The 19,765-nt window shown below is 63.3% G+C and carries 20 protein-coding genes and 1 pseudogene; 17 read left to right on the top strand and 4 right to left on the bottom strand.

Going from position 1 to position 19,765, the window contains the following annotated elements:
* Positions 1-11: 11 nt before the first annotated feature.
* The 17 genes and pseudogenes from ACTJI6_RS09995 to ACTJI6_RS09915 all read left to right on the top strand — a co-directional run bounded on the left by ACTJI6_RS09995 (position 12) and on the right by ACTJI6_RS09915 (position 16,438).
* Positions 12-1,055 (top strand): ABC transporter substrate-binding protein, encoded by a 1,044-nt coding sequence (locus ACTJI6_RS09995; RefSeq protein WP_440800287.1) that lies wholly within the window; start codon positions 12-14, stop codon positions 1,053-1,055.
* Positions 1,055-2,131, top strand: a complete 1,077-nt coding sequence (locus ACTJI6_RS09990; protein ID WP_440800285.1) for an SIS domain-containing protein — start codon at positions 1,055-1,057, stop codon at positions 2,129-2,131. The genes ACTJI6_RS09995 and ACTJI6_RS09990 overlap by 1 nt, the downstream gene beginning before the upstream one ends.
* Positions 2,128-2,988 carry a carbohydrate kinase family protein gene (locus tag ACTJI6_RS09985; RefSeq protein ID WP_440800283.1) on the top strand — a complete coding sequence of 287 codons (861 nt, stop codon included), beginning with the start codon at positions 2,128-2,130 and terminating at the stop codon, positions 2,986-2,988. Before ACTJI6_RS09990 ends, ACTJI6_RS09985 begins: the two co-directional genes overlap by 4 nt.
* The gene (locus tag ACTJI6_RS09980) at positions 2,985-4,031 is read left to right on the top strand and encodes an ABC transporter ATP-binding protein (RefSeq protein WP_167621974.1); all 1,047 of its coding nucleotides are present in this window, start codon (positions 2,985-2,987) and stop codon (positions 4,029-4,031) included. The genes ACTJI6_RS09985 and ACTJI6_RS09980 overlap by 4 nt, the downstream gene beginning before the upstream one ends.
* Positions 4,024-4,941 carry an ABC transporter permease gene (locus tag ACTJI6_RS09975; protein ID WP_167621975.1) on the top strand — a complete coding sequence of 306 codons (918 nt, stop codon included), beginning with the start codon at positions 4,024-4,026 and terminating at the stop codon, positions 4,939-4,941. The genes ACTJI6_RS09980 and ACTJI6_RS09975 overlap by 8 nt, the downstream gene beginning before the upstream one ends.
* An 8-nt stretch (positions 4,942-4,949) precedes the next feature.
* The gene (locus ACTJI6_RS09970; RefSeq protein WP_440800280.1) at positions 4,950-5,741 is read left to right on the top strand and encodes an ABC transporter permease; all 792 of its coding nucleotides are present in this window, start codon (positions 4,950-4,952) and stop codon (positions 5,739-5,741) included.
* A 17-nt stretch (positions 5,742-5,758) separates the two neighbouring features.
* Positions 5,759-6,874, top strand: coding sequence for an SIS domain-containing protein (locus ACTJI6_RS09965; protein ID WP_440800278.1), 1,116 nt, complete (start codon positions 5,759-5,761; stop codon positions 6,872-6,874).
* Positions 6,871-7,848, top strand: a complete 978-nt coding sequence (locus ACTJI6_RS09960; protein WP_440800276.1) for a carbohydrate kinase family protein — start codon at positions 6,871-6,873, stop codon at positions 7,846-7,848. Before ACTJI6_RS09965 ends, ACTJI6_RS09960 begins: the two co-directional genes overlap by 4 nt.
* A complete protein-coding gene (locus ACTJI6_RS09955) occupies positions 7,845-8,642 on the top strand; it encodes a BtpA/SgcQ family protein (protein WP_440800274.1) in 798 nt (265 codons plus the stop codon). The genes ACTJI6_RS09960 and ACTJI6_RS09955 overlap by 4 nt, the downstream gene beginning before the upstream one ends.
* A complete protein-coding gene (locus tag ACTJI6_RS09950) occupies positions 8,639-9,538 on the top strand; it encodes a polysaccharide deacetylase family protein (protein WP_440800272.1) in 900 nt (299 codons plus the stop codon). Before ACTJI6_RS09955 ends, ACTJI6_RS09950 begins: the two co-directional genes overlap by 4 nt.
* Positions 9,535-10,428 (top strand): polysaccharide deacetylase family protein, encoded by an 894-nt coding sequence (locus ACTJI6_RS09945; RefSeq protein ID WP_440800270.1) that lies wholly within the window; start codon positions 9,535-9,537, stop codon positions 10,426-10,428. The genes ACTJI6_RS09950 and ACTJI6_RS09945 overlap by 4 nt, the downstream gene beginning before the upstream one ends.
* On the top strand, positions 10,425-11,081 hold the full coding sequence (locus ACTJI6_RS09940) for an aspartate/glutamate racemase family protein (RefSeq protein WP_440800268.1): 657 nt from the start codon (positions 10,425-10,427) through the stop codon (positions 11,079-11,081). The genes ACTJI6_RS09945 and ACTJI6_RS09940 overlap by 4 nt, the downstream gene beginning before the upstream one ends.
* A complete protein-coding gene (locus ACTJI6_RS09935; protein ID WP_440800266.1) occupies positions 11,078-12,574 on the top strand; it encodes an amidohydrolase family protein in 1,497 nt (498 codons plus the stop codon). Before ACTJI6_RS09940 ends, ACTJI6_RS09935 begins: the two co-directional genes overlap by 4 nt.
* Positions 12,575-12,812: 238 nt before the next feature.
* Positions 12,813-14,267 carry a Na+/H+ antiporter family protein gene (locus ACTJI6_RS09930; RefSeq protein WP_440800264.1) on the top strand — a complete coding sequence of 485 codons (1,455 nt, stop codon included), beginning with the start codon at positions 12,813-12,815 and terminating at the stop codon, positions 14,265-14,267.
* Positions 14,268-14,586: 319 nt separating this feature from the next.
* Entirely contained in the window at positions 14,587-14,967 is a 381-nt protein-coding gene (locus tag ACTJI6_RS09925; RefSeq protein ID WP_440800262.1) for a hypothetical protein, read from the top strand.
* A gap of 2 nt (positions 14,968-14,969) precedes the next feature.
* Positions 14,970-15,377, top strand: a pseudogene (locus ACTJI6_RS09920) (TniQ family protein); the annotation flags it as partial.
* Positions 15,378-15,790: 413 nt separating this feature from the next.
* Complete coding sequence (locus ACTJI6_RS09915; protein ID WP_440800619.1) at positions 15,791-16,438, top strand: hypothetical protein; 648 nt, start codon at positions 15,791-15,793, stop codon at positions 16,436-16,438.
* A 243-nt stretch (positions 16,439-16,681) separates the two neighbouring features.
* Here ACTJI6_RS09915 and ACTJI6_RS09910 read toward each other — a convergent pair whose 3' ends face one another.
* From ACTJI6_RS09910 to surE, 4 genes are all read right to left on the bottom strand, one after another.
* Positions 16,682-16,978 (bottom strand): PRC-barrel domain-containing protein, encoded by a 297-nt coding sequence (locus tag ACTJI6_RS09910; protein ID WP_275106165.1) that lies wholly within the window; start codon positions 16,976-16,978, stop codon positions 16,682-16,684.
* A gap of 66 nt (positions 16,979-17,044) precedes the next feature.
* Positions 17,045-18,172: a LysM peptidoglycan-binding domain-containing protein gene (locus ACTJI6_RS09905; protein WP_440800259.1), complete on the bottom strand. Its 1,128-nt coding sequence runs from the start codon at positions 18,170-18,172 to the stop codon at positions 17,045-17,047.
* Positions 18,173-18,209: 37 nt separating this feature from the next.
* On the bottom strand, positions 18,210-18,863 hold the full coding sequence (locus ACTJI6_RS09900) for a protein-L-isoaspartate(D-aspartate) O-methyltransferase (protein WP_126155930.1): 654 nt from the start codon (positions 18,861-18,863) through the stop codon (positions 18,210-18,212).
* The gene (surE, locus tag ACTJI6_RS09895) at positions 18,860-19,675 is read right to left on the bottom strand and encodes a 5'/3'-nucleotidase SurE (protein WP_440800257.1); all 816 of its coding nucleotides are present in this window, start codon (positions 19,673-19,675) and stop codon (positions 18,860-18,862) included. The genes ACTJI6_RS09900 and surE overlap by 4 nt, the downstream gene beginning before the upstream one ends.
* Positions 19,676-19,765: the final 90 nt, after the last annotated feature.

Raw genomic sequence — 19,765 nt, 5'->3', positions numbered from 1 at the left:
GGATAAAACACATGACCCTTTCCCGTCGTCACTTCCTCGGAACCGGTGCGGCACTTGGCGCCGCGACCTTTGCCATGCCCGGCATCCTCCGTGCCCAGGGTTCGCGCGAACTGATCGTCGTCAGTTTCGCCGGACAACTGCAGGAACCGCACCGTTGGCTGGCTGACCAGATGGAGGCGGACATATCCGGCCTTACTGTTCGTCTTGTGCCAAGCGAGAGTCAGGACATCGTGGCGCAGATCAAGGCGGCGCAAGGTTTCTCGCCCTATGACGTGATGCCCAATGGCGAGCCTCCACATTTGATCGCGCAGACGGAGGGCTATATCGAGCCGCTGGATGCCGCAGCGGTTCCGAATGCGGCCAATGTCGATCCGAAGTTTATGGAACTTGCAAACGGGTTCGGCGTGCCGACCAGCTATTCGTTGATCGGGGTCGCTTACAACGAAGCAATGGTCGAAACGCCGCCGACCTCGTGGGAGGACCTTTTCGCCCCCGAGCTCAAAGGTAAGGTCGGCTTTCCCCGTGCCTCCTCCAACCTGGGCCTAGGGGCCTTGGTTGCGATGGCACGACTGCGCGGCGGATCGGAGTCGGATCTGGAACCAGGTTGGGCCGCGTTGGAGGAGTGGCGGCCCGTGATCGGCCGGTCTCCCTCGCAATTGATCCAGATGCTGGAGCGTGAGGAAATTGCCATGGCGCCGATCTGGAACAATGATGCTGCGGGGGCAGCGGGTAAGGGGCTGCCGATCCGGTTCGTGATGCCTGATCCAGGTCCGATTGTGGTGCTGTCGATGACGTCCCAGATCAAGGGCACGCAGCATCCTGATCTGGTTCACGAGTGGATGAACCGCCTTCTGTCGCCCGAATATCAGGCCCGCGCTGCCGATGCCCCTTACTTCTTCGGACCCACTGTTACTGGGGTAGAGGTTCCTAGCGCAGCCGCCGAATACACACCGACCACACCCGAGGCGATGGCCAAACTGCAAACCGTGGACTGGTCTGTCATCGCGCCGCAGCGTGGTGAAATCGTCGACCGCTTTGACAGGACCTATTCCTGATGCTGGCTGACCGCTTGTTCATGAAAGACGACATCGGGCGCCAGCCCGATGTTCTACGCGATCTCGCTCCGAGGTTGGTGGTTCTCCGAGATCATGCAGCCGGAATTGCCTCCCAAAATCCGTTGGGTCGTGTGTGGGTCATCGGCTGCGGTGACGGTCTATTTGCGGCCGAAACTGTCAGTCAGGCGGCTAGTCAAGCGGGTCTGGATTGGCAGGCCGTCGGCCCGATGGATTTGCTTGTAGAGCCAGAGCGCATCTGCGCAGGCGATGTCGCGGTTCTATTGTCGATGTCGGGCAACGTGGATCGCACTGTCGAGGCGGCCCAATTGGTTCACGATCGCGGGCTGCGCCTGCTGGCTATCGTGAACGGGACGGGCGGCCGCCTGGGGCAGTTGGTGCCCGACCGCTGGTCCATGGATGTAGCCGATCTGGCGCCTTTCCTTTGCGGAACGTCGAGTTTCGCGGCAACCATTGCCGCGCTTCTTGCCCTGATTTCGGGACTGTCGGGCAGACCCGGCCTCGATCTCGAGGAAAGTGCAGGGATCCTTGCCGAGGCTGACCGGACAGCTGGTGCTAAGTTGGGCGATCTCGACTTGGGCGGCGTGACCGGCCTGCGGTTCTTGGGCGCCGGAGCCGGGATCGGTCTGGCCCGCTATGGCGCGGCGAAATGTGTTGAGGTTGCCGCCCGGCCTGTTTGGGCAGCTGAGATCGAGGAATTTGCTCACAGCCAGTTCTGGACCATGCCCCCGGGTGATCTGGTGGTGCTGATCGTTACTTCGCCGGCACAGGCAGCCTATGCCGACGCTTCGGCGGACGCGCTGGCTGAGATGGGGACGCAGACACTGGCTCTGGACAGCGATGACGCGCCCGTCCTGCGCGCATCGTTACGCCTCACAGTCCCGCGGGTCGGACCGGCTGGCTTGTGTCATCTGCCGGGTCTCCAGCATCTGGCCTACGCGGTCGGCGTTGCCGACGGCCTCGACCCGAACCGCCGCCTGCACCTCAAGGCCGACGAGGCGCGCTTCCGCACCAGCCGCCTGCTGACCCGCCGATCCCTGTTGGGAACCGGCGCATGACCCATGTGAGCGTCCTGGGCTACTTGTCGATCGACAGCCTGTCGCATGACGGCCGTGCCGCAGGGCAGCAGCCCGGCGGTGCCGCGCTCTATGCGGCTCTTGGCGCACGGCACGCAGGAGCGGCCCCAGAGATCGTGGCAAGTGTGGGTCCCGATTGGCCTGAGGGCTGGACCCGTGCTCTGTCGGAGTGCGGCATTGTCGCCGGTGGCGTGACACGTCGCCCAGAACTCACCCGCCGAACCCAGATCCTGCACGGAAAGGGAACACGGAAATCGCCTCACTTCCAAAGATCAGAATGGATCGCTGCCACAATGGCCCATCAGCCCAATCCCGCAGGCGCTGTCGGCAAGGTGTTGGTTGCGGCCCCCCTGCCGGTTTCAGGTTTGACGGCTGTGCTGAACGCGGCAGGTGACCGTCCTGTTGTTGCCGACACATCTGAATGGGTGTCGGCAAATGAGGCTGACGAATTGCTGGCCATTCTGGGGCGGCTGACCATTTTTGCGCCGAGTTGCGAGGAAACCCGGCTTCTCTGCCCAGGCTTGGGCGACGATGAGGCCGCATTGGCGCTGGCGGCGTCTGGCCCGTGCATCGTGCAGAAGCGCGGTGCGCAGGGGCTCGTGGTGGTGCAGGGAACTATGCTGCATCGACTTTCCGCCCATCCCGCTCGGGTCGTGGATCCTACAGGCGCCGGAGACGCGGTTGTAGGGGCCATTGCCGCAGGCCTTGCTCTGGGGCTGACGCCCCTTTTTGCCGCGCAGGCTGCCCTGACCACCGGAGCCCACGCGGTTTCGGGTATGGGTCCCGTTGGACTTGGTCTGTCCGTGCCTGCGCAAACCATTCCTGAGGAGATCCTATGAGCGATCTGGAAATCGACCGCCTGTCCAAAAGTTATGGCAAGCTGCAGGTTCTGACTGAATGCAATCTGGTGGCCGAAGGGGGTTCGGTCGTAACACTCCTGGGCCCTAGCGGCTGTGGCAAGACGACCTTGCTGCGCAGCATCGCGGGATTTGTTGATCCTGACGCAGGTCGGGTGATGGTAGGCGGCCGCGACATCTCGATGCTGCCGCCGAACCGGCGCGATGTGGCGTATGTTTTTCAGAATTACGCGCTCTTCCCGCATCTGACGGTGGCGCAGAACGTGGCCTATGGCCTGACAATCCGCCGCCGCCCCAAGGCCGAGATCGCCCGGCGCGTGGATGAGGCCTTGGGCCTCGTTGCCTTGGCCGATTTCGGCGGCCGCTATCCCAAGCAGATGTCGGGCGGCCAGCAGCAGCGGGTAGCAATTGCCCGGGCGCTGGTGCTGGAACCGCAGGTCCTTCTTCTGGACGAACCCTTCAATGCTCTGGACGCGCAGCTGCGCCTCACCATGCAGGTCGAGCTTCGCAAGCTGATCGACAGGATTGGTATCACCTCGATCTTTGTCACCCATGATCAAGCCGAAGCAATGATCCTCTCCGATAAAGTCGCCGTCATGCACGGCGGCCGGATTGAACAATTGGCAGCTCCGCTGTCGATCTATGATCAACCCTCCACCCCGTTCGTCGCAGATTTCATCGGCCGCGCAAATGTTATGCCGGTGCAGGTCCGGGGCGGGTGCACCGATACTCCGCAGCCGGTCGCTACCCAGCGCCCTGATGGGCCGGCCGTGATGATTGTGCGCCCCGAAAACTTCGAAGTGGTGCCAGGCACTTCCACTGGTTGGCCCGGACGCATCGGATTTGCCACCGCCTTGGGCGCAACAATCGAATACGAGGTGGACTGCGGCATGCCCGAGGCCTTGAGGGTTTCGATGGCACGTGCCCCGGGTGCAGGCCCGCTGGCCCCAGGGACGAATGTGACCCTGCGCGTGCGATCTCCTGAAGGCGCAATCGTGCTGGGTAGGGAGGGTGCACATGTCTGACGCAACCTTGGGCGCCTTGCCCGCCCGCCGCCCCTCCTGGCGCCGGCGGATCCTTGAAGGGGGCGGCATCTGGCCCGCAGTTCCGGCGCTGGTCTATCTTGCAGTGTTCTTGGTCGCGCCCATCGTGACGCTGCTGGGGTTCGGCTTTGTCACCCTCGACCGAGGACAGGTTGCAGACAACAGCTTCACCTTGCAGCATATGACGGGCGTGCTCACCGATCCGCTGGTCTGGCAATTGACCTGGCGCAGCTTCTGGGTTGCGGCCGTGGCCACGACTCTGACGCTGATCCTGGCCTATCCGGTTGCCTACGCCTTCAGCCATGTGCACGGCATCTGGAGGACGCTGCTGCTGGTGGCGATCATCTCTCCGCTGCTGACTTCTGCATTGGTCCGGGCCTACGCGTGGATCGTGATCTTGGGAGGGCGGCGAGGGCTACTCAACCAAACGTTGCTGTCAACAGGACTCATCGAACAGCCGCTGCAGATCTTGAACACCTCAACAGCAGTGCTGATCGGCATGACGCAGATCCACCTTCCCTTCATGATCCTGCCGCTGCTGGCGGTTCTAGCCGAACGAGACCGCCGCTACGAGGAAGCATCCCTGAACCTAGGCGCGGGTCAGGTAGCCACATTTTTCAAAGTTGTCGTTCCCATGAGCTTGCCGGGCATCGTCGCCGGCTTCGCACTGGTGTTCGCGGTATCCTACACGAACTTCATCATTCCGCAGCTTCTGGGCGGGGGCAACTACTCGACCCTGGCAGTGCAGGTCTATGAACAGACGATCGTGGTGCTGGACTGGTCGCGCGGGGCCGCGCTTGCAACCCTGCTGCTGGGTAGCTGCTTCCTCCTGATCCTGTTGATCACCGCGGCCGGCGCACGCCTGACCCGGTGGAGCGAGGTTCCCAAATGACGCATTCCTTGGCTGATCGCATCGGCAAGGCAGTCCTGATCGGGCTGGCAAGCCTCTCGATCCTCCTGCTGGTCGGGCCAAGCCTGATCGTAATCGCCATCTCGTTCGAGCCACGCGGTTACATCGCCTTCCCGCCCTCCGGCTTCTCGCTTCGCTGGTATGGCGAAGTGTTCCAGAACCGGCAGTTGATGGATGCGCTGATGACCTCGCTGCGTGTGGCGGGGCTGGTGATGCTGGTCTGCCTGGTTCTGGGCATTCCGGCGGCCTTTGCCGCGATACGGGGACGGTTCGGCGGCAAGAGCGCGCTGAATGCGTTCCTTCTTTCGCCCCAGATGATGCCAGGGATGGTCATCGGTATCGCAACTCTGTTCTTCGGGGCGTATTTCGCGTGGCGGCAGTCCGACCTGATGCTGGTCGTCAGCCTGTCGGTCTTCTGCCTGCCCTTCGTGGTGCGGATCGTAATGGCTCGGCTGGCCGCCCTTGATCCCGGTCTGGACGAGGCCAGCGCCAATCTGGGTGCAAATCGGTCAGAGACGTTCTTCCGGATCACGTTGCCGCAACTCGCGCCTTCTGCAGTAGCTGCGGCAGCTTTCACCTTCATTGAAGCCTTCGACAACGTCACCGTGGCATTGTTTACTTCTGATGTGAGGGCACGCCCCCTTCCGGTCGAGCTGTATTACCTCGTGCAGTTTGAAAGCACCCCGATGATCGCGGCAATATCTGCGCTCCAGATCGGGTTTTCACTGGTCGTGCTGGTCATTCTTGCCCGCTCCATTGGGCTGGACCGGATCGGACGATAAAAAACATGGACAATAGAATGATCGATTTTTCGGCGCGTCTTCGGGCGCTGACTTCGGAACCCTCACGCGATGATGCGCGTAACGAGGCGCGGCTTGGCCGCGTCCAGCGCACGCGCGACGAGATGGGGGGGCAGGGCAAGGCCATTCGCGACACGCTGGCAAGTGCGGCCGAAGGACTTGAGAAGCTGGCCTCTGCCGCAGCCCGGACGCCCTTCCGGCAGATTGCGGTATTCGGCTGCGGCGACAGCTGGTTTGCCGGCATGGCCATGCGCCATGCCATGGAGGCTGCGTCGGGCGTGCCCGTTCTTGCCGTGCAGGCCCTGGAGCATGCACATTATCCGTCGGCGGCGGTCGGTGCGGGCACATTGGCCATCGGTATCAGTTCGGGCGGGAATACACCCGCCGTGATGCAGGCCCTCGCTGCTGCTGCGCGGCAAGGAGCGGTGACAGTGGGGCTGACCAATACCCAAGGCAGTCCGATTACCGCCGCATGCGACATGTCGCTGATGGTCCAGGCCACACGGCGCGGCTGGCCCACGCAGGCAACCTCGGCGACGATGGCGCTGCTTGTGGAGATCGCGTCCTGGATCGGCGACGAGGGACGGGGCATCAGCAGCGCGGGGCTTCTCGGGGATATGGCTTCTATCATCGATGAGCAGATCGTCGGGTTGGACGAACGGTGTCGGGTTCTGGCGGGTGGCATCGCTCCTGCCAGTTTGGTCCTGACCACGGGACTTGGACCAAACTTTGCAGCCGCCGGGATTGGCGCCGCAAAGATCCGCGAGCTTTCGCCCATTCATGCCTTCGCCTTGCCGCTTGAAGAGGTTCATCACTATCGCTCGTTCAAGCGTGGCGACCCGGTGGTCCTGATCGCCACGGATCCCATCGCAGAAGAACGCGCGCTCGACACGGTCCTGGTAGCCGAGGATGCCGGGGCTCCGGTCATCGCACTATTGTCGCGCCCGGCAGCACAAATCGAAGCCCGTGCAGAGGTTCTTCATATCCCTGAGGTGCCAGCAGGGTTCGAAGCCCTTGTGGCGATCGCGCCTCTGCATCTGCTGGCCTACCATCTCGCGGTTATTCGCGCCGAGTTGGGTCTGGGTGCGCCCGTCAATCTGGTGCCGGTTCCATGACTGCTCCGAAGGCCATCGCTTGCGGCGGCATCCTGATCGACAGTGTGGTGACAGCCTGCGGCCGTGTGAATGAGAAGGCCTTGGGCGGCAATGCTGTCTATTCAGCCGCTGGCCTTCGCCTGTGGTTGGGGGCAGGGCAGGTCGGGATCGTGGGCCACATCCCCGTCAACTATCCCGACGACCTGCTATGCCAGCTGCAGAACGCGGGCATCCTGACCGATGGCATCCATCGGTCAGGGGTCTCGGTGCGGGGACCCGAGTGGTTCTATTATGCGCCGGACGGGTCGCGCCTGGATGAGATATCCTCGCCCGCAGACGGGGATGTAGAGATGGACTTCCCGGCATTTCGCCGGGCACATCCCATCCGACCTAACGACATTCCCGTCGTGTGGCGGGACATCAGGGGGATACATCTGGCAGGCAATGATCCCGTCGCAACGCGGGATCTTGCAGCCACATTCAGGGGTGCTTCCATCACCTTGGATCCGGGGGCACGCGCGGCTGATCTGGCGGCCTATCCTGATCAACCGAAGGTGCTGGCTGCCGTCACGGCGGTGATCCCGAGTCTCAAGGAGCTACAGCTGTTGGTCCCGGATCAGGCACCTCAGGCCGGACTTTTCCACCTTAGCCAGCGGGGCGCGCCACTGGCACTGGTCAAGCGGGGGAGCGAAGGCGTCCTTCTGCGGCATCCAGACGGACAACTGACCGAAATTCCCGCCATTCCCGTCTCTGCGCTGGACCCCACAGGAGCCGGTGACAGCTTTTGCGGGGGCTTCCTTGCAGGCCTGCTGCTGGGCCGCGATCCGGTCACGGCAGCCTGCATGGGCACCGTGGCCGCCTCGTTTTCTGTCGAGAACTTCGGCCCCGCCAGCCTACTGGCTGCGCCACGCGAGCAGCGCGACGACCGCCTTGCCAACCTGATGGCACTGGTAGGGCGGCATTCTTCATCCCAGACCAAAATGAGATCTTCATGACCCATCCGACCCTTGCCCATTCTGCAGAAGATCCGCTGATCGTCGGTGCTCTGCATTTGCCCGATCTCTCGGTGAACCGAGATTTGACCCTGTCCCAGCTGGAGGATTTCGCACTGTCAAATGCCGAGGCATTCCTCGCAGGCGGCATGCGACGCATCATGCTGCAGGACCAGACACGACAATTCGGGCCCGCCGTGCCGGAAACGATTGCCCTGACCGCCGCCATAGGCCGCAGCCTCAAGCGCGCCTTTCCTCAGATGTCGCTGGGCATCATCGTCCAAGCGCATGATGCCGAGGCACCTTTGGCCATAGCGCGGGCAGCGGGTGCCGATTTTGTGCGCCTGAAGGTCTTTGTCGGTGCTGCAATGACATTCGAGGGAGCGCGCGACCCGCTTGCAGTCCGTGCTGTTACCTATCGCCATCACCTGCGTGCGGCAGACATTGCGATCATGGCCGACGTGTTCGATCGAACTTCGCGCCCGATGATCGATGTGCCCCCGGCCGAGGCTGCAGTGGCTGCCCAGAAATATGGTGCCGACGCGCTAGTGCTGACCGGATCAAGATTCGGGGACAGCTTGGCCCGGATTGCCGCGGCACGCCAAGCCGGTGTCACACGCCCGATCCTGATCGGCGGCAGCGTAGACCAGGACAACATCGTGCAGGCCTTGGCCGCCGCCGACGGGGCCATTGTTTCGACGTCTCTGATGTCACGCCAAGGCGGACTGTCGGCGTGTTGGGATCGCGATCTGGTCGGCCGCCTGATGGACACCGTTCGGGAAAGAGCGCCTGCATGATCAGTCGACGCGATTTCGCACCCCCGAGCCATTCATCAGACTGGCGCTGGCCCGGGGGCGCCGGGCTGGCTGTGTCGGTGGTTGTGAACGTTGAGGAGGGCGCTGAACTAAGCCTGGGCGACGGCGATGAGGTGAACGAGTATATCTATGAAGCGGTTGAAGAGGTCCGTGGCGCCGTCGACCTCTGCATGGAAAGCCATTTTGAATACGGACCGCGCGCAGGCTGGCCTCGTATTCGTTCAGTGCTGGCCAAGCGCAATGTGCCAGCGACGCTGAATGCCTGCGGGCGCGCCATCGCGCGCACCCCGTGGATCGCCACCGAGGCGATAGCTGATGGTCACGAGGTCTCGGCACATGGCTGGCGCTGGGAACGTCACGTCGGCATGAACCGCGATGACGAGGCGGCGGTCATTGCCAAGACCGTCACCGCGATCACGCAGGCTGCAGGCGTACCGCCAGTGGGTTGGCACACCCGTTCCGCCACCTCGCCGCACACCCGCGCGCTTCTCCAGGAGCAGGGCGGGTTCCTGTATGACTCCAACGCCTACAACGACGACATACCCTTTCTGGAAGGCGAACATGTCGTGCTGCCTTATGCCTTTGACACCAACGACATGCGCTTTTTCAACCGGGGCGGCTTCATCTTCGCCGAGGATTTCTCCCGCTATTGCATCACGGCCTTTGACCGTCTGCTGGCGGAATCAGCCCATGCCCCGCGCATGCTGTCGATCGGACTTCATACGCGTATCATCGGGCGCCCAGCGCGCATAGCCGGGCTTGAGCAGTTTCTGGATCATGCGCTGTCCAAGAAAGGCGTCTGGTTCGCGCGCCGCGACCAGATTGCCCATCATTGGCGTGCTCTTAACGGACTGGCGGATTGGAAACCCCGGGTATGAGCCGCGATCTTGAAGGGTATGGCGGCGTTTGGCCAGACATGGTGTGGCCGGGGGGACACCGATGCGCGGTGTCGGTTGTGCTGAACTATGAAGAGGGCGCGGAAATGCAAGTCGGCGATGGCGACCCCTGGTCCGAGCCGATGGGCGAGGTTCTGAGTGTTGTTCCAAAGGGCCGCCCTGATCCCGGCCAGGAACAAATCTTTGCCTACGGTACGCGGGCGGGTTTGTGGCGGATGGCTGCGGCACTGCGTGATCATGCCATTCCAGCGACCATCTTTGCCTGCGGCAGGGCTGCCGCGCGCGCCCCCCGCGGTCTTGCGCGGTTGGCCCAGGACGGACACGAAATTGCCTCGCACGGCTGGCTTTGGCGCCCTCATGCCGATTTTGACAGCCCCGAGGATGAAGAAGCTGCATTGGTGCGCACCGAGGAGGCCATCCATGCCGCCACTGGGCAGCGTCCCGTGGGTTTCTTCTGTCGTGGAGCTGAAAGTCCCTGGACGCGAGATCTGCTGACGCAGAGAGGATACCTCTATGCCTCCAACGGTTTCGACGACGATCTGCCCTATTGGGATGCGGCTCCTGGCGGCCTGATCGTGGTGCCTTATGCGTTGGACAGCAACGACATGAAGTTCTTCCATCCCAACGGCTTTGTTCGTGCCAAAGACATGGTGGATTACGTCGGCGATGCGCTGGATGTGTTATTAGCGGAGAGCCGTGCTGGTCGGTCTCGTCTACTGAACATCGGCTTCCACCTGCGGATCTGCGGCCGCCCAGGGCGCTTTCCGGCTTTCACCGGGGTGCTGGACGAGTTGGCTCGCAGGCGCGATCAACTCTTCATCGGCACCCGAGCCCAGATTGCCAAGACATTCGCCGAACAGGTGCCAGCGTGAAGATCGCCTTGATCAATCCCAACACCAACGCCGACACGACTATGCGCATGGTACGGATTGCCGCTCCTCACTTTGCCGGCCAGATAGACGGGCTGACTGCCGGCTTCGGATCGACTCTAATCACCACAGAAGATGCGCTGGACACGGCCAGAAAGGCAGTCTTGGCCCTGCAGCCGCAGCTAGAGGGCTATCAGGCGGTCGTGGTCTCTGCGTTCGGAGATCCAGGGCAAGAAGCACTTGCCAAAGCCTTAAGTATGCCGGTGGTGGGCATTGCCCAAGCGGCTATGGGTGAGGCGTCCACCGTCGCATCCCGCTTCTGCGTTGTCACGACGACACCCGGGCTGGTTGCCCGGATAGCGCAGCGTGCCAGCGAACTTGGCCACGGGTCCGCTTTCGCAGGCACATGGATCACCCCAGGAGACCCGGTTGCCCTGACGGCTGATCCGGATCGCCTGTTGGCAGCTTTGCATGATGCGACCGTCGCCGCTCTGTCCGATGATCCTGCCATTGAGGCGGTCATCATCGGCGGCGGTCCCTTGGCAGAGGCCGCAAAAGCTTTGGCAGCCCAGGTTCCGGTGCCGATCGTCCAGCCCATTCCTGCCGCGCTGCGTCTTGTGCAGCTGAGCCTTTCGACCCAGGACCTCCACACATGAGCGTACCCCTGCTGATTTTCGCCGATACCATCCTGACCGGCTTCGACCCGGACGGGACGCCGATCCTGCTAGAACAGGCTGCATTGCTGATCCGTGACGGGCGGATCGCCGATGCAGGCACTGCGGACACAATGCGGCGCAGACATCCCGAGGTTGAGGCCATGGGAGGTCGAGGCAAGGCAGTCCTCCCAGGCCTGATCAATGCCCATCATCATGTCGGGGTCACACCCTTCCAGATGGGCGCACAGGATCATCCGTTGGAGTTGTGGTTCGCCGAACGCCTCCGCATGCGCGATGTGCCGCCAGACCTCGATACGCTCTATTCTGCATTCGAGATGGTTGCCTCTGGCGTTACAACCGTCCAGCATCTGCACAGCCGCGCGCCAGGAGATGTAACTGCCGTCCTGGATCGCGCCAACCGCATCATCGGCGCCTATGACCGGCTGGGTATGCGGGTCAGCTACTCCTTTGCAATGCGCGACCAGAACCGGGTCCTCTATGACGACGACCAAGTGTTCTTGGATCTTCTGCCAGCCCCGATGAGGCCAGTCGCGGCACGCTATCTCGCCGGCTTCGGGCTGAGCCTCGACGAACAAGCGCAAGTCTTTCACGAATTGCGCAATCAACACAGCGGCAAAGAACGGATCGCGATCCAGATCGCTCCTGCCAACTTGCACTGGCTCTCTAACGCAGGTCTGGAAATGGCTGCCCGTCTGCATGACGCAACCGGGGCGCCGATGCACATGCACCTGCTAGAGACACCTTACCAACGAGACTATGCAGTCATACGCGGCCAAGGAAGCGCGGTCGACCAGATCCAACGATTTGGCCTGCTGGGGCCTGACCTGACCATCGGCCACGGTGTCTGGCTTAGCCGGGACGACCTAGCTTTGTGTAAGGAAAACGGCGTCTGCATCTGCCACAACTGCTCCTCTAACCTGAGGCTGAAAAGCGGAACGGCTGACCTGAATGCCTTTTTGGCAACCGGCCTTCCCATAGCCTTGGGGATTGATGAGGCGGGGATCAACGACGACCGTGACATGCTGCAAGAGATGCGCATGGCTCTGACCTTGCACCGTCCATCAGGACATCAATCACCCGCACCAACGGCGGCACAGGTTCTACAAATGGCCACCCGCCACGGGGCCGCCACGACGCCGTTCCGCGAGCGGATTGGTGGGCTTGCGAAAGGACAGGCGGCGGATCTTGTTGTGCTCGATTGGGATCGGGTGACTTATCCATGGCAGGATCCACGAAACGGCTTTGCCGACGTGCTTGTGCGGCGTGCCAAAGCAGAGGCCGTCGCTCAGGTCATGGTTGCAGGGCGCACAGTCTATGCCGATGGAGCCTTCGTGAACGTCGACCGCAAGGCTGAACTGGATCGTCTGAAAAAGTGGCAGAGTCGGCCACGGACAGCCCTAGACGAAGAAATGGCAGAGCTGGCGGATGCAGCAATCGATGTGGTCCACGATTATTATAAGAGCTGGCGGTAGGTAGGTCGAACTGCGACTGGTCTCTGTCATCTACCTTCAGGGGCTGTGAGTGCCTCCCGCCAAGCTCACTTCATGCAAGTGTCCGCCGTGAGGTGGGTCGTAACACCGCTTGACCTCGACAGTGATTTCAAGACCCATCCGAAGAGGTGGCACAGACAATCCGGTTGAATTTCTGTCCCCGTGCGACGTATCGCCGTGCGTGCCGGGCTTTGGGCCCGGACCCTTCAAGAGAATGACCATGACTGATCTGCCCATGAGCTTTCCTTCCGACGGAGAGTTCCTTCGCAAGCGCGTGCTCCCCGTGTTTGGCCTGTCTGCAGCGATCTACGGAGGCTCGCTCGTGGCGGGCCTACACATCAACGCCGTCGTCCTGTCGATCGCTGTGATGATGACGCTCTGCCTGCTGCGACTGCCCGTTGCCATCGCCCTGGTCTCGGCGGCCGTGCTGGGCGGCTTGCAAGCAGGCGTGTCGATGACCGAGACGATCACTGCGCTGAACGAGAACCTGCTCATCGGCTCGCAAGTCGGCATGACCTACATCATGATCGGCGCCTTCGCCGTAGCGCTGGCGCGCAGCGGCCTGCTGGAACTGCTGGCCGCGAAGATCTCGGGACGGCTGGGGACGGGTGAGGCCGCCACTGGCAAGAGCATCAAGTGGACCTTGCTGCTGATCCTCTGCGCCGCCTCTGTCATGTCGCAGAACCTCATCCCTGTTCATATCGCCTTCATCCCGGTGCTGATCCCGCCGCTCCTGGGCATCATGAACCGGCTTCGCATGGACCGCAGGGCCGTCGCCTGCGTGCTGGCCTGCGCGATCAGTTCCAGCTACCTGCTTTTGCCGACAGGCTTCGGGGCAATCTTCCTGAACGACATCCTTCTGACCAACTTGAACAATGTTGGCGCAGACCTTGGCCTGATTGTTACAGCCGATATGGCGCCTAAGGCAATGTTTCTGCCGGTGATGGGGATCCTGGCCGGGATGTTCGTCGCCGTCTTCATCACCTACCGCAAGCCGCGCGACTATCACACGATCGAGAATGAGGCACCGGCTGCCGCCAAGGTCCCTGTCACCCTTGACCTCACGCAGCTGCTGGCAACGATCGCTGCGCTGCTGGTGGCTTTGGTGTGCCAGATCAAGTTCGACTCGCTCCTGATCGGGGCCATGGTCGGCTTCGTTATCCTCAGCTTTGCGGGCATCTTCCGCTGGCGGGACCAGGACGACGTCTTTACCGAAGGCCTGCGGATGATGGCGCAAGTGGCGGTAATCATCACTATTGCTTCGGGTTTCGCGGGCGTGCTTTCCGCCACCGGAGAAGTTCAGCCGCTGGTCGCTGCATCGGCAGCGTTCATCGGCGAGAACAAGGCTCTTGGCGCGGCGATCATGTTGCTTGTTGGCCTGTTCATCACGATCGGCTTCGGCGACTCTTTCGCCTCCGTCCCGATCCTCGCGCCCGTCTATGTGCCCCTGGCCCTCGCGCTTGGCTTCTCGCCGCTGGCGACAGTCGCCCTTCTCGGTGCCGCGGCGGCTCTGGGCGATGCAGGATCGCCCGCGTCCACCATCACGCTGGGCGCAACGGCAGGCCTGAACGCGGATGGCCAGCACGACCACATCAAGGACAGCGTGATCCCGACCTTCATCCATGCGAACTTCGGCATGGTGCTGTTTGCTTGGGCGGCGGCGCTGATGCTTTGATGATCAGCCCCAACCAAGCTGTTGTTTGACTGGAACATAGATGGCGGATCAACGTCCGCGGTGACAACGCTGAAGCTTGGCGTCGCGCATGTGGTTCATGGCTGGCCAGATTTCCTTCGAGGTCGCTCCAATCCCCGGAGAGTGATGTCTGGCCAGCCATCTTCTGCGGAATGCAGCAGTGTCGTCTCCAGCACCCATGGCTTCTCCGCCCTAGGGCGCCCAATGGCGTCGACTGCATCTCCACCAAGGCGAAATAGGCAGTTATGACAGCTGTCCCTGGGGATGCTGGGTCCGTTCCTGATCGACAGGGGTATTTCCCTTGCGACAGTGGGCCTGCTCAACGGCTTTGGCAGCTTGGTTCTGCGCCGCAACCGACGGGGAAGACTTTCACGATCTAATCGAGGCCTATTGTGCACAGGCGGACCTGAGGTTGCACCTGTCTGCTGATCTCGTCGCGAGGCTGTTCCATGCGTCGCGCTATCGGTTCGGGCGCAGCATCGAAACTGCCCTGAACGCCATCGAGGCGGCGCTCGGCAGCGGCGACGATGGTCTGACCAACGACCATTTCGCCCAAGCTTGGGCCATGCTGGAAGGCTGCGCCCCGGGACGAAATGTCTTCCTGGTCGATGATTGGAGCAGCATCGACCCCGACCGTGATGACAGTGAGCCCATGGTTCGGCAGCGCGGACGGAGGCACTGATCATGCTGCAGTTGTTTTCGCACCTGCGGTTCGAGACTGATGAGACGCCGGCATCCTGGGCCGCTCGTCTGTCGGTGCTTCATGGCTGTTCCACCCTCAGGACGTTCCTGTCTGATCAGGGCATCGCTTCTTCGGATTTTCTGCACGGGCGCCGCAGCGTCATCGATCGCCTCTGCGAGGCTGCGGGGCAGGACGCTGCGCCAGTCTGGCACAACACTGCTGCATCCGTGGGCAATCAGAACTTCACCCTTCGCGCCGAACCTCTTCCGGCCTCCATGATGGTGAGGGAGGAAACGCGGTTCTGCCCCCTCTGCCTGCATCAAGACGACCTTCTTGGTGGCGATCCGGGGATCTGCCGACGTGACCGGTTGGCTTGGAGCCTTCGTGTCGTGACGACTTGCCCTGAGCACGGCATCGCCCTGATCTATCGGGGTCGGGATCACCGGGACAAGATGCAGCGCAAGCTGATTGAACATATTCCGGAGCGGGGCGGCGCCCTTGTTGCCTTGGCGGAAAAAGCGACGCGCCGGGAGCCATCACCCCTGCAGACCTACGTGCTGGGCCGCCTCGAAGGCCAGTCAGGCCCTCAGTGGCTGGATGGACAAACCCTCGAACAGGCGGTCAGGACAACACAGATGCTCGGTGTCGTCATGGCCTTTAGCACCACGATCAACTTGGGGTCTGTCGACCGAGACGGCTGGGACCTGGCGGGCCGCATGGGGTGGAGATGGGTGGCAGCAGGTGAACCCGGCCTGCACTCCGCCTTTGCAGAGCTCCAGGCCGCGGCCTTTGAGCGAGGGCAGGCAGGCAGAACTATTTCACCGTGTTCGGCCATCTTTATCGCTGGCTGCTCGAGCCAGGAAATCGCCCGGATCACGGCCCCATCAAGCAGTTGTTGCGCGACTACATTCTGCAGAAGATGGATGTCTGCGTCGGGCGCGACCTGCTGGGTGAATGCATCGAACGCCGGAGGAAATACTCGGTGCAATCGCTTGCCCTGCAGTCCGGTCTGCATCCGCAGACCCTCGGCAGAGTCTTGGTCGAGCGCCGATTGCTCGAGGCGGAGAATGCAGACAAGCCTGCCTCCATCCTGCTGGTTGATGCAGACGAAGGTCGCCAAGCGGCGGCTTCGCTGAGCCGTTCGGTCCCGTTCGTGCAGCTGCCTGCGCTGCTGGGAGCAACTCGACCGATCGCCAGCTGCCTGATCGACCTCGGCGTCCTCACGCCGCTGACCCGCAGCCAGGGAGAGAACACCCGAGACAAGTGCGGTTTCGACGCCCTGGAAGTAGAGCAAGCTTTGGAGCAGATCCATGTCATGGTGCCGGAGATGTCGGATGTGCCAGCGGAATGGGTATCGCTGAACCAGTGTTCGAAGCGTGCGCGCATCCCGATGCGCGATCTGCTACAGATGATCCTTTCTGGTAAACTTCGGCAGATCGGACGCGCGCAGGGAGAACTCGGGTTCAACTAGTTGCGAATCAGCATCGAGAACATTCGCCTCGTGACCTCATAATTGGCCAAGGATCCAAAAAAATTCGGAAATGGCCGCCTCAGGCGGCCATTTTTCTTGAACTTTCGATGGCAGTTTTATGCGTGTCGAATGGCAACTTTCGTCCGCCGTCTGAAGAGAGGCAGCCGCGTATACGCTGAACACGATGGTAGTTTTACGTGTGTCTGCACAAAAGGCGACGGAAAAACCGCCGCCCTTCGCCGTTCAATCCCGGTGTTCGGGCAGGGCCTTCAGGTGTTCCTTGTCCCACCGCGACACGGCGTGGACCACCCCGTCGCCGTCCCGCATCACGTCCAGATCCGACACGGGAACCAGCACCGGCTTCGACCCGATGCCCAGGAACCCGCCCACGTCGATCACCACCTGGGCGCTGCTGCCCGAGCCGTGCACATGGGATACGGTGCCGACCGTTTCGTCTCCGGGACCATAGACGGTGGCGCCCGTCAGCACGGCATCGGTCATTTCATCCGGCAACAGCCGGGGATGTTCGGAATGGTCCATGTCCTATCCTCCGTTTGGACTGCGTGTGGCAGGCAAACGTCCGGAACAGGGGGCCGTTCCATCTGGTCAGTTGAGGTATTTTTCCGGGTCCACGCTGTCGAATCCCTGGCGTACCTCGAAATGGACGAAGCCGCCCCGACCGGCCTTGCCGATGGACTGGCCTGCGGAAATGCTGTCGCCCTTGGCCACGTCCAGGCCGTCCAGCCCGGTATAGACGGTCATCAGGTTCCCGTCGTGGCGCACCACCACGATGGGCGCGCCCGAGGTGTCCTTCGTGACCGCCGCGACCGTGCCGCGACCCGCCGCCTTCACGGCAGTCCCGGCGGTGGCAGAAATGTCGATGCCGTCGTTCCTGCCCTTTTCATAGACCCGGATGATCGACCCCGACACCGGCATCTGGAACCGCCCAGCGGCGGATGCCGCTGTCCGCGTGGCCCCCAGGTCGGTCGTGGGCGCCTTGGGGCCGGGATCGGCGGCGGGGGCCGTCGTCTCGGACGGCAGGGGCTGGGCGGCCGAGGGCGGGCGCGGGGTAGGGCTGCCGGTGCCAGGCGCGGTGGTGACGGCAGTCGGATCGGGGGCCTTCTTCCCGGCCACGGGCACGATCAGCCGCTGACCGACGCGCAGCGACATGGAGGAGGGCAGTCCGTTCCAGGCCGCCAGATCCTGCACGCTGACATTGTATTTCCGGGCGATGGACCAGGCCGTCTCGCCCGAGGCGACGACATGCTGCGCCGGATTGGCCGGGCTGGGCGCCGGTTTCGCGGCGGCGGCGGGCGTCGTCCCGGATCGCGCGGCCTGTCCCGCGAAGGGATCGGTGACGATGCCGCCGCGCCCCGCCGCCGCTCCGCCTGCGGCCACGCGCTGCGACAGGACCAGGGTCTGCCCGGCGCCCAGCGGGGCGTTGGCGGGCAGGGCGTTGTGCTGGGCCAGCCGCGCGGCATCGACGCCCAACCGCGCCGCGACGCTGCCCACGGTATCGCCGCTGCGCGCGACGACGACCTGATAGGTGGGGAAGGTGATCACGCCCCGGTCGTCGGGCTGCGGGCGCGGGGCGGCGCGGGCGGCGGCATCGGCCGTGTTCAGCGCCCCCGGCATCCAGCCGCGCAGATCCGGGTCGAATCCCGTCGCCCCGCAGGAAGCCAAAAGAAAGGCCGCGGCCCCAATGCTGGCGGCCTGTCTGAAACTGCTGCTCATGTCCGTCGTCCTTAACCTGCCATGCCGCAGATCCGGGTCATGTCGGTCCCAACCCTTCGACCAGCGGCACAAATCGCACCTGACGCAATTCGTCATAGTCATAGCCGGTTTCCGTCCGCGTCACGCGGATCAGCGTCTGGACCGCATCGGACTGGCCCACCGGCACGACCATGATACCGCCGATCTTCAACTGTGCCAACAGCGGCCCCGGAGGATCCTCGGCGGCGGCGGTGACAAGGATGCGATCAAAGGGGGCCTGGTCCGGCAAGCCGCGCGACCCGTCGGCCACCTGCGCGGTGATGTTGTGCAGGCCCAACTGGCGGAAGATCGCCTCGGCCTCGGTCACAAGGCGTCGGTGGCGGTCCACGGTATAGACGCGGCGGCACAGCCCCGACAGGATGGCCGCCTGATAGCCCGATCCCGTCCCGATCTCCAGCACGGTGTCGCGCGGGCCGGGTTGCAGCGATTGCGTCATCAGACCCACGACCGAGGGCTGGCTGATCGTCTGGCCGCAGGGAATGGGCAGGGGCGTGTCCTCGTACGCGCGGTCGGCGAACTGGCCGCGCACGAACAGGCCCCGGTCGATCTTTTCCATCGACGCCAGCACGCGCGGATCGGTCACCCCGCGAGAGCGCAGCTGGAACAGGAACCGCATCTTGCGTTCGGCGGGATCGTCATGGCCTTCGGTCATGGGGCGCCCGCCCCGATGGGGTCGTCATCGAACAGATTGGTCATTTCCAGCAGCGAGGCGTGGCAGGTCAGATCCGCCCGCATCGGCGTGACCGAGATGAAGCCGTCCATGTTCACCGCCACGTCGGTCTCGGGCGCGGCCGGGGCATCCTGCGCGCCGCCTGCCGCCCACATGAAGCGCCGGCCGTTCGGCGCGGTATAGGGCACGACGCCGAAATTCGTCCCCCGCCTGCGCCCCTGCCGCACGACGCGGGCGCCGCGCACCGCCGCCGCCGGGACAGGCGGGAAGTTGATGTTGTAGAACAGCCGGAAATCCGCGTCCGAGGTCCAGTCGCCGTAATCAAGAAGCCGCCGGATCACCGCCGCGCCATGCTGGCGGGCGCTTTCGAACGGGTCGGCCAGGCTGGCCGTCTGCGGACCCAGGTATTGCGACAGGGCGATGGCGGGCAGGCCCTGCAACGCGGCCTCCATCGCGCCGCCGATGGTGCCGGAATACATCGCGTTTTCGCCCGAGTTGTTGCCCCGGTTCACGCCCGACAGCACCAGGTCGGGCGGGCCGTCCGCCATGATGTCGCACAAAGCGGCCAGCACGCAGTCCGCCGGGCTTCCCTCGGTCGCATAGCGGCGTTCGTCCAGGCGCGCGACCATGGTCGGGTGGGCATAGCTGATGCAATGGGCGACGCCCGACTGTTCGAAGGCGGGGGCCACCGTCCAGACCTGCCCCGAGGGACCGGCCAGGGTCGCGGCGATCTCCTCCAGCACCGCCAGGCCCGGTGCGTTGATGCCGTCGTCATTGGTGATCAAGATGCGCATCGTCCGTCCGCACGGTCCTGCGGCGCCGCGACAGCGCCCGTTCACATTGTCGTTCCTGCTTAGCCGGGCGACCCGCCCGCTTCAAGCGCT

This window comes from Paracoccus sp. 22332, assembly GCF_052045125.1.
In the GTDB taxonomy this organism is placed as follows: Bacteria; Pseudomonadota; Alphaproteobacteria; order Rhodobacterales; family Rhodobacteraceae; genus Paracoccus; species Paracoccus haematequi_A.
Note: the sequence above shows the minus strand (reverse complement) of the source record. Positions and strands in the feature narration are given on the sequence as shown.

Bases quoted from the DNA above. Each gene is read 5' to 3' on its own strand.
- ACTJI6_RS09995 (WP_440800287.1), top strand. From the start codon at position 12: ATGACCCTTTCCCGTCGTCACTTCCTCGGAACCGGTGCGGCACTTGGC.
- ACTJI6_RS09990 (WP_440800285.1), top strand. From the start codon at position 1,055: ATGCTGGCTGACCGCTTGTTCATGAAAGACGACATCGGGCGCCAGCCC.
- ACTJI6_RS09985 (WP_440800283.1), top strand. From the start codon at position 2,128: ATGACCCATGTGAGCGTCCTGGGCTACTTGTCGATCGACAGCCTGTCG.
- ACTJI6_RS09980 (WP_167621974.1), top strand. From the start codon at position 2,985: ATGAGCGATCTGGAAATCGACCGCCTGTCCAAAAGTTATGGCAAGCTG.
- ACTJI6_RS09975 (WP_167621975.1), top strand. From the start codon at position 4,024: ATGTCTGACGCAACCTTGGGCGCCTTGCCCGCCCGCCGCCCCTCCTGG.
- ACTJI6_RS09965 (WP_440800278.1), top strand. From the start codon at position 5,759: ATGATCGATTTTTCGGCGCGTCTTCGGGCGCTGACTTCGGAACCCTCA.
- ACTJI6_RS09960 (WP_440800276.1), top strand. From the start codon at position 6,871: ATGACTGCTCCGAAGGCCATCGCTTGCGGCGGCATCCTGATCGACAGT.
- ACTJI6_RS09955 (WP_440800274.1), top strand. From the start codon at position 7,845: ATGACCCATCCGACCCTTGCCCATTCTGCAGAAGATCCGCTGATCGTC.
- ACTJI6_RS09950 (WP_440800272.1), top strand. From the start codon at position 8,639: ATGATCAGTCGACGCGATTTCGCACCCCCGAGCCATTCATCAGACTGG.
- ACTJI6_RS09945 (WP_440800270.1), top strand. From the start codon at position 9,535: ATGAGCCGCGATCTTGAAGGGTATGGCGGCGTTTGGCCAGACATGGTG.
- ACTJI6_RS09935 (WP_440800266.1), top strand. From the start codon at position 11,078: ATGAGCGTACCCCTGCTGATTTTCGCCGATACCATCCTGACCGGCTTC.
- ACTJI6_RS09930 (WP_440800264.1), top strand. From the start codon at position 12,813: ATGACTGATCTGCCCATGAGCTTTCCTTCCGACGGAGAGTTCCTTCGC.
- ACTJI6_RS09910 (WP_275106165.1), bottom strand. From the start codon at position 16,978: ATGGACCATTCCGAACATCCCCGGCTGTTGCCGGATGAAATGACCGAT.
- ACTJI6_RS09905 (WP_440800259.1), bottom strand. From the start codon at position 18,172: ATGAGCAGCAGTTTCAGACAGGCCGCCAGCATTGGGGCCGCGGCCTTT.
- ACTJI6_RS09900 (WP_126155930.1), bottom strand. From the start codon at position 18,863: ATGACCGAAGGCCATGACGATCCCGCCGAACGCAAGATGCGGTTCCTG.
- surE (WP_440800257.1), bottom strand. From the start codon at position 19,675: ATGCGCATCTTGATCACCAATGACGACGGCATCAACGCACCGGGCCTG.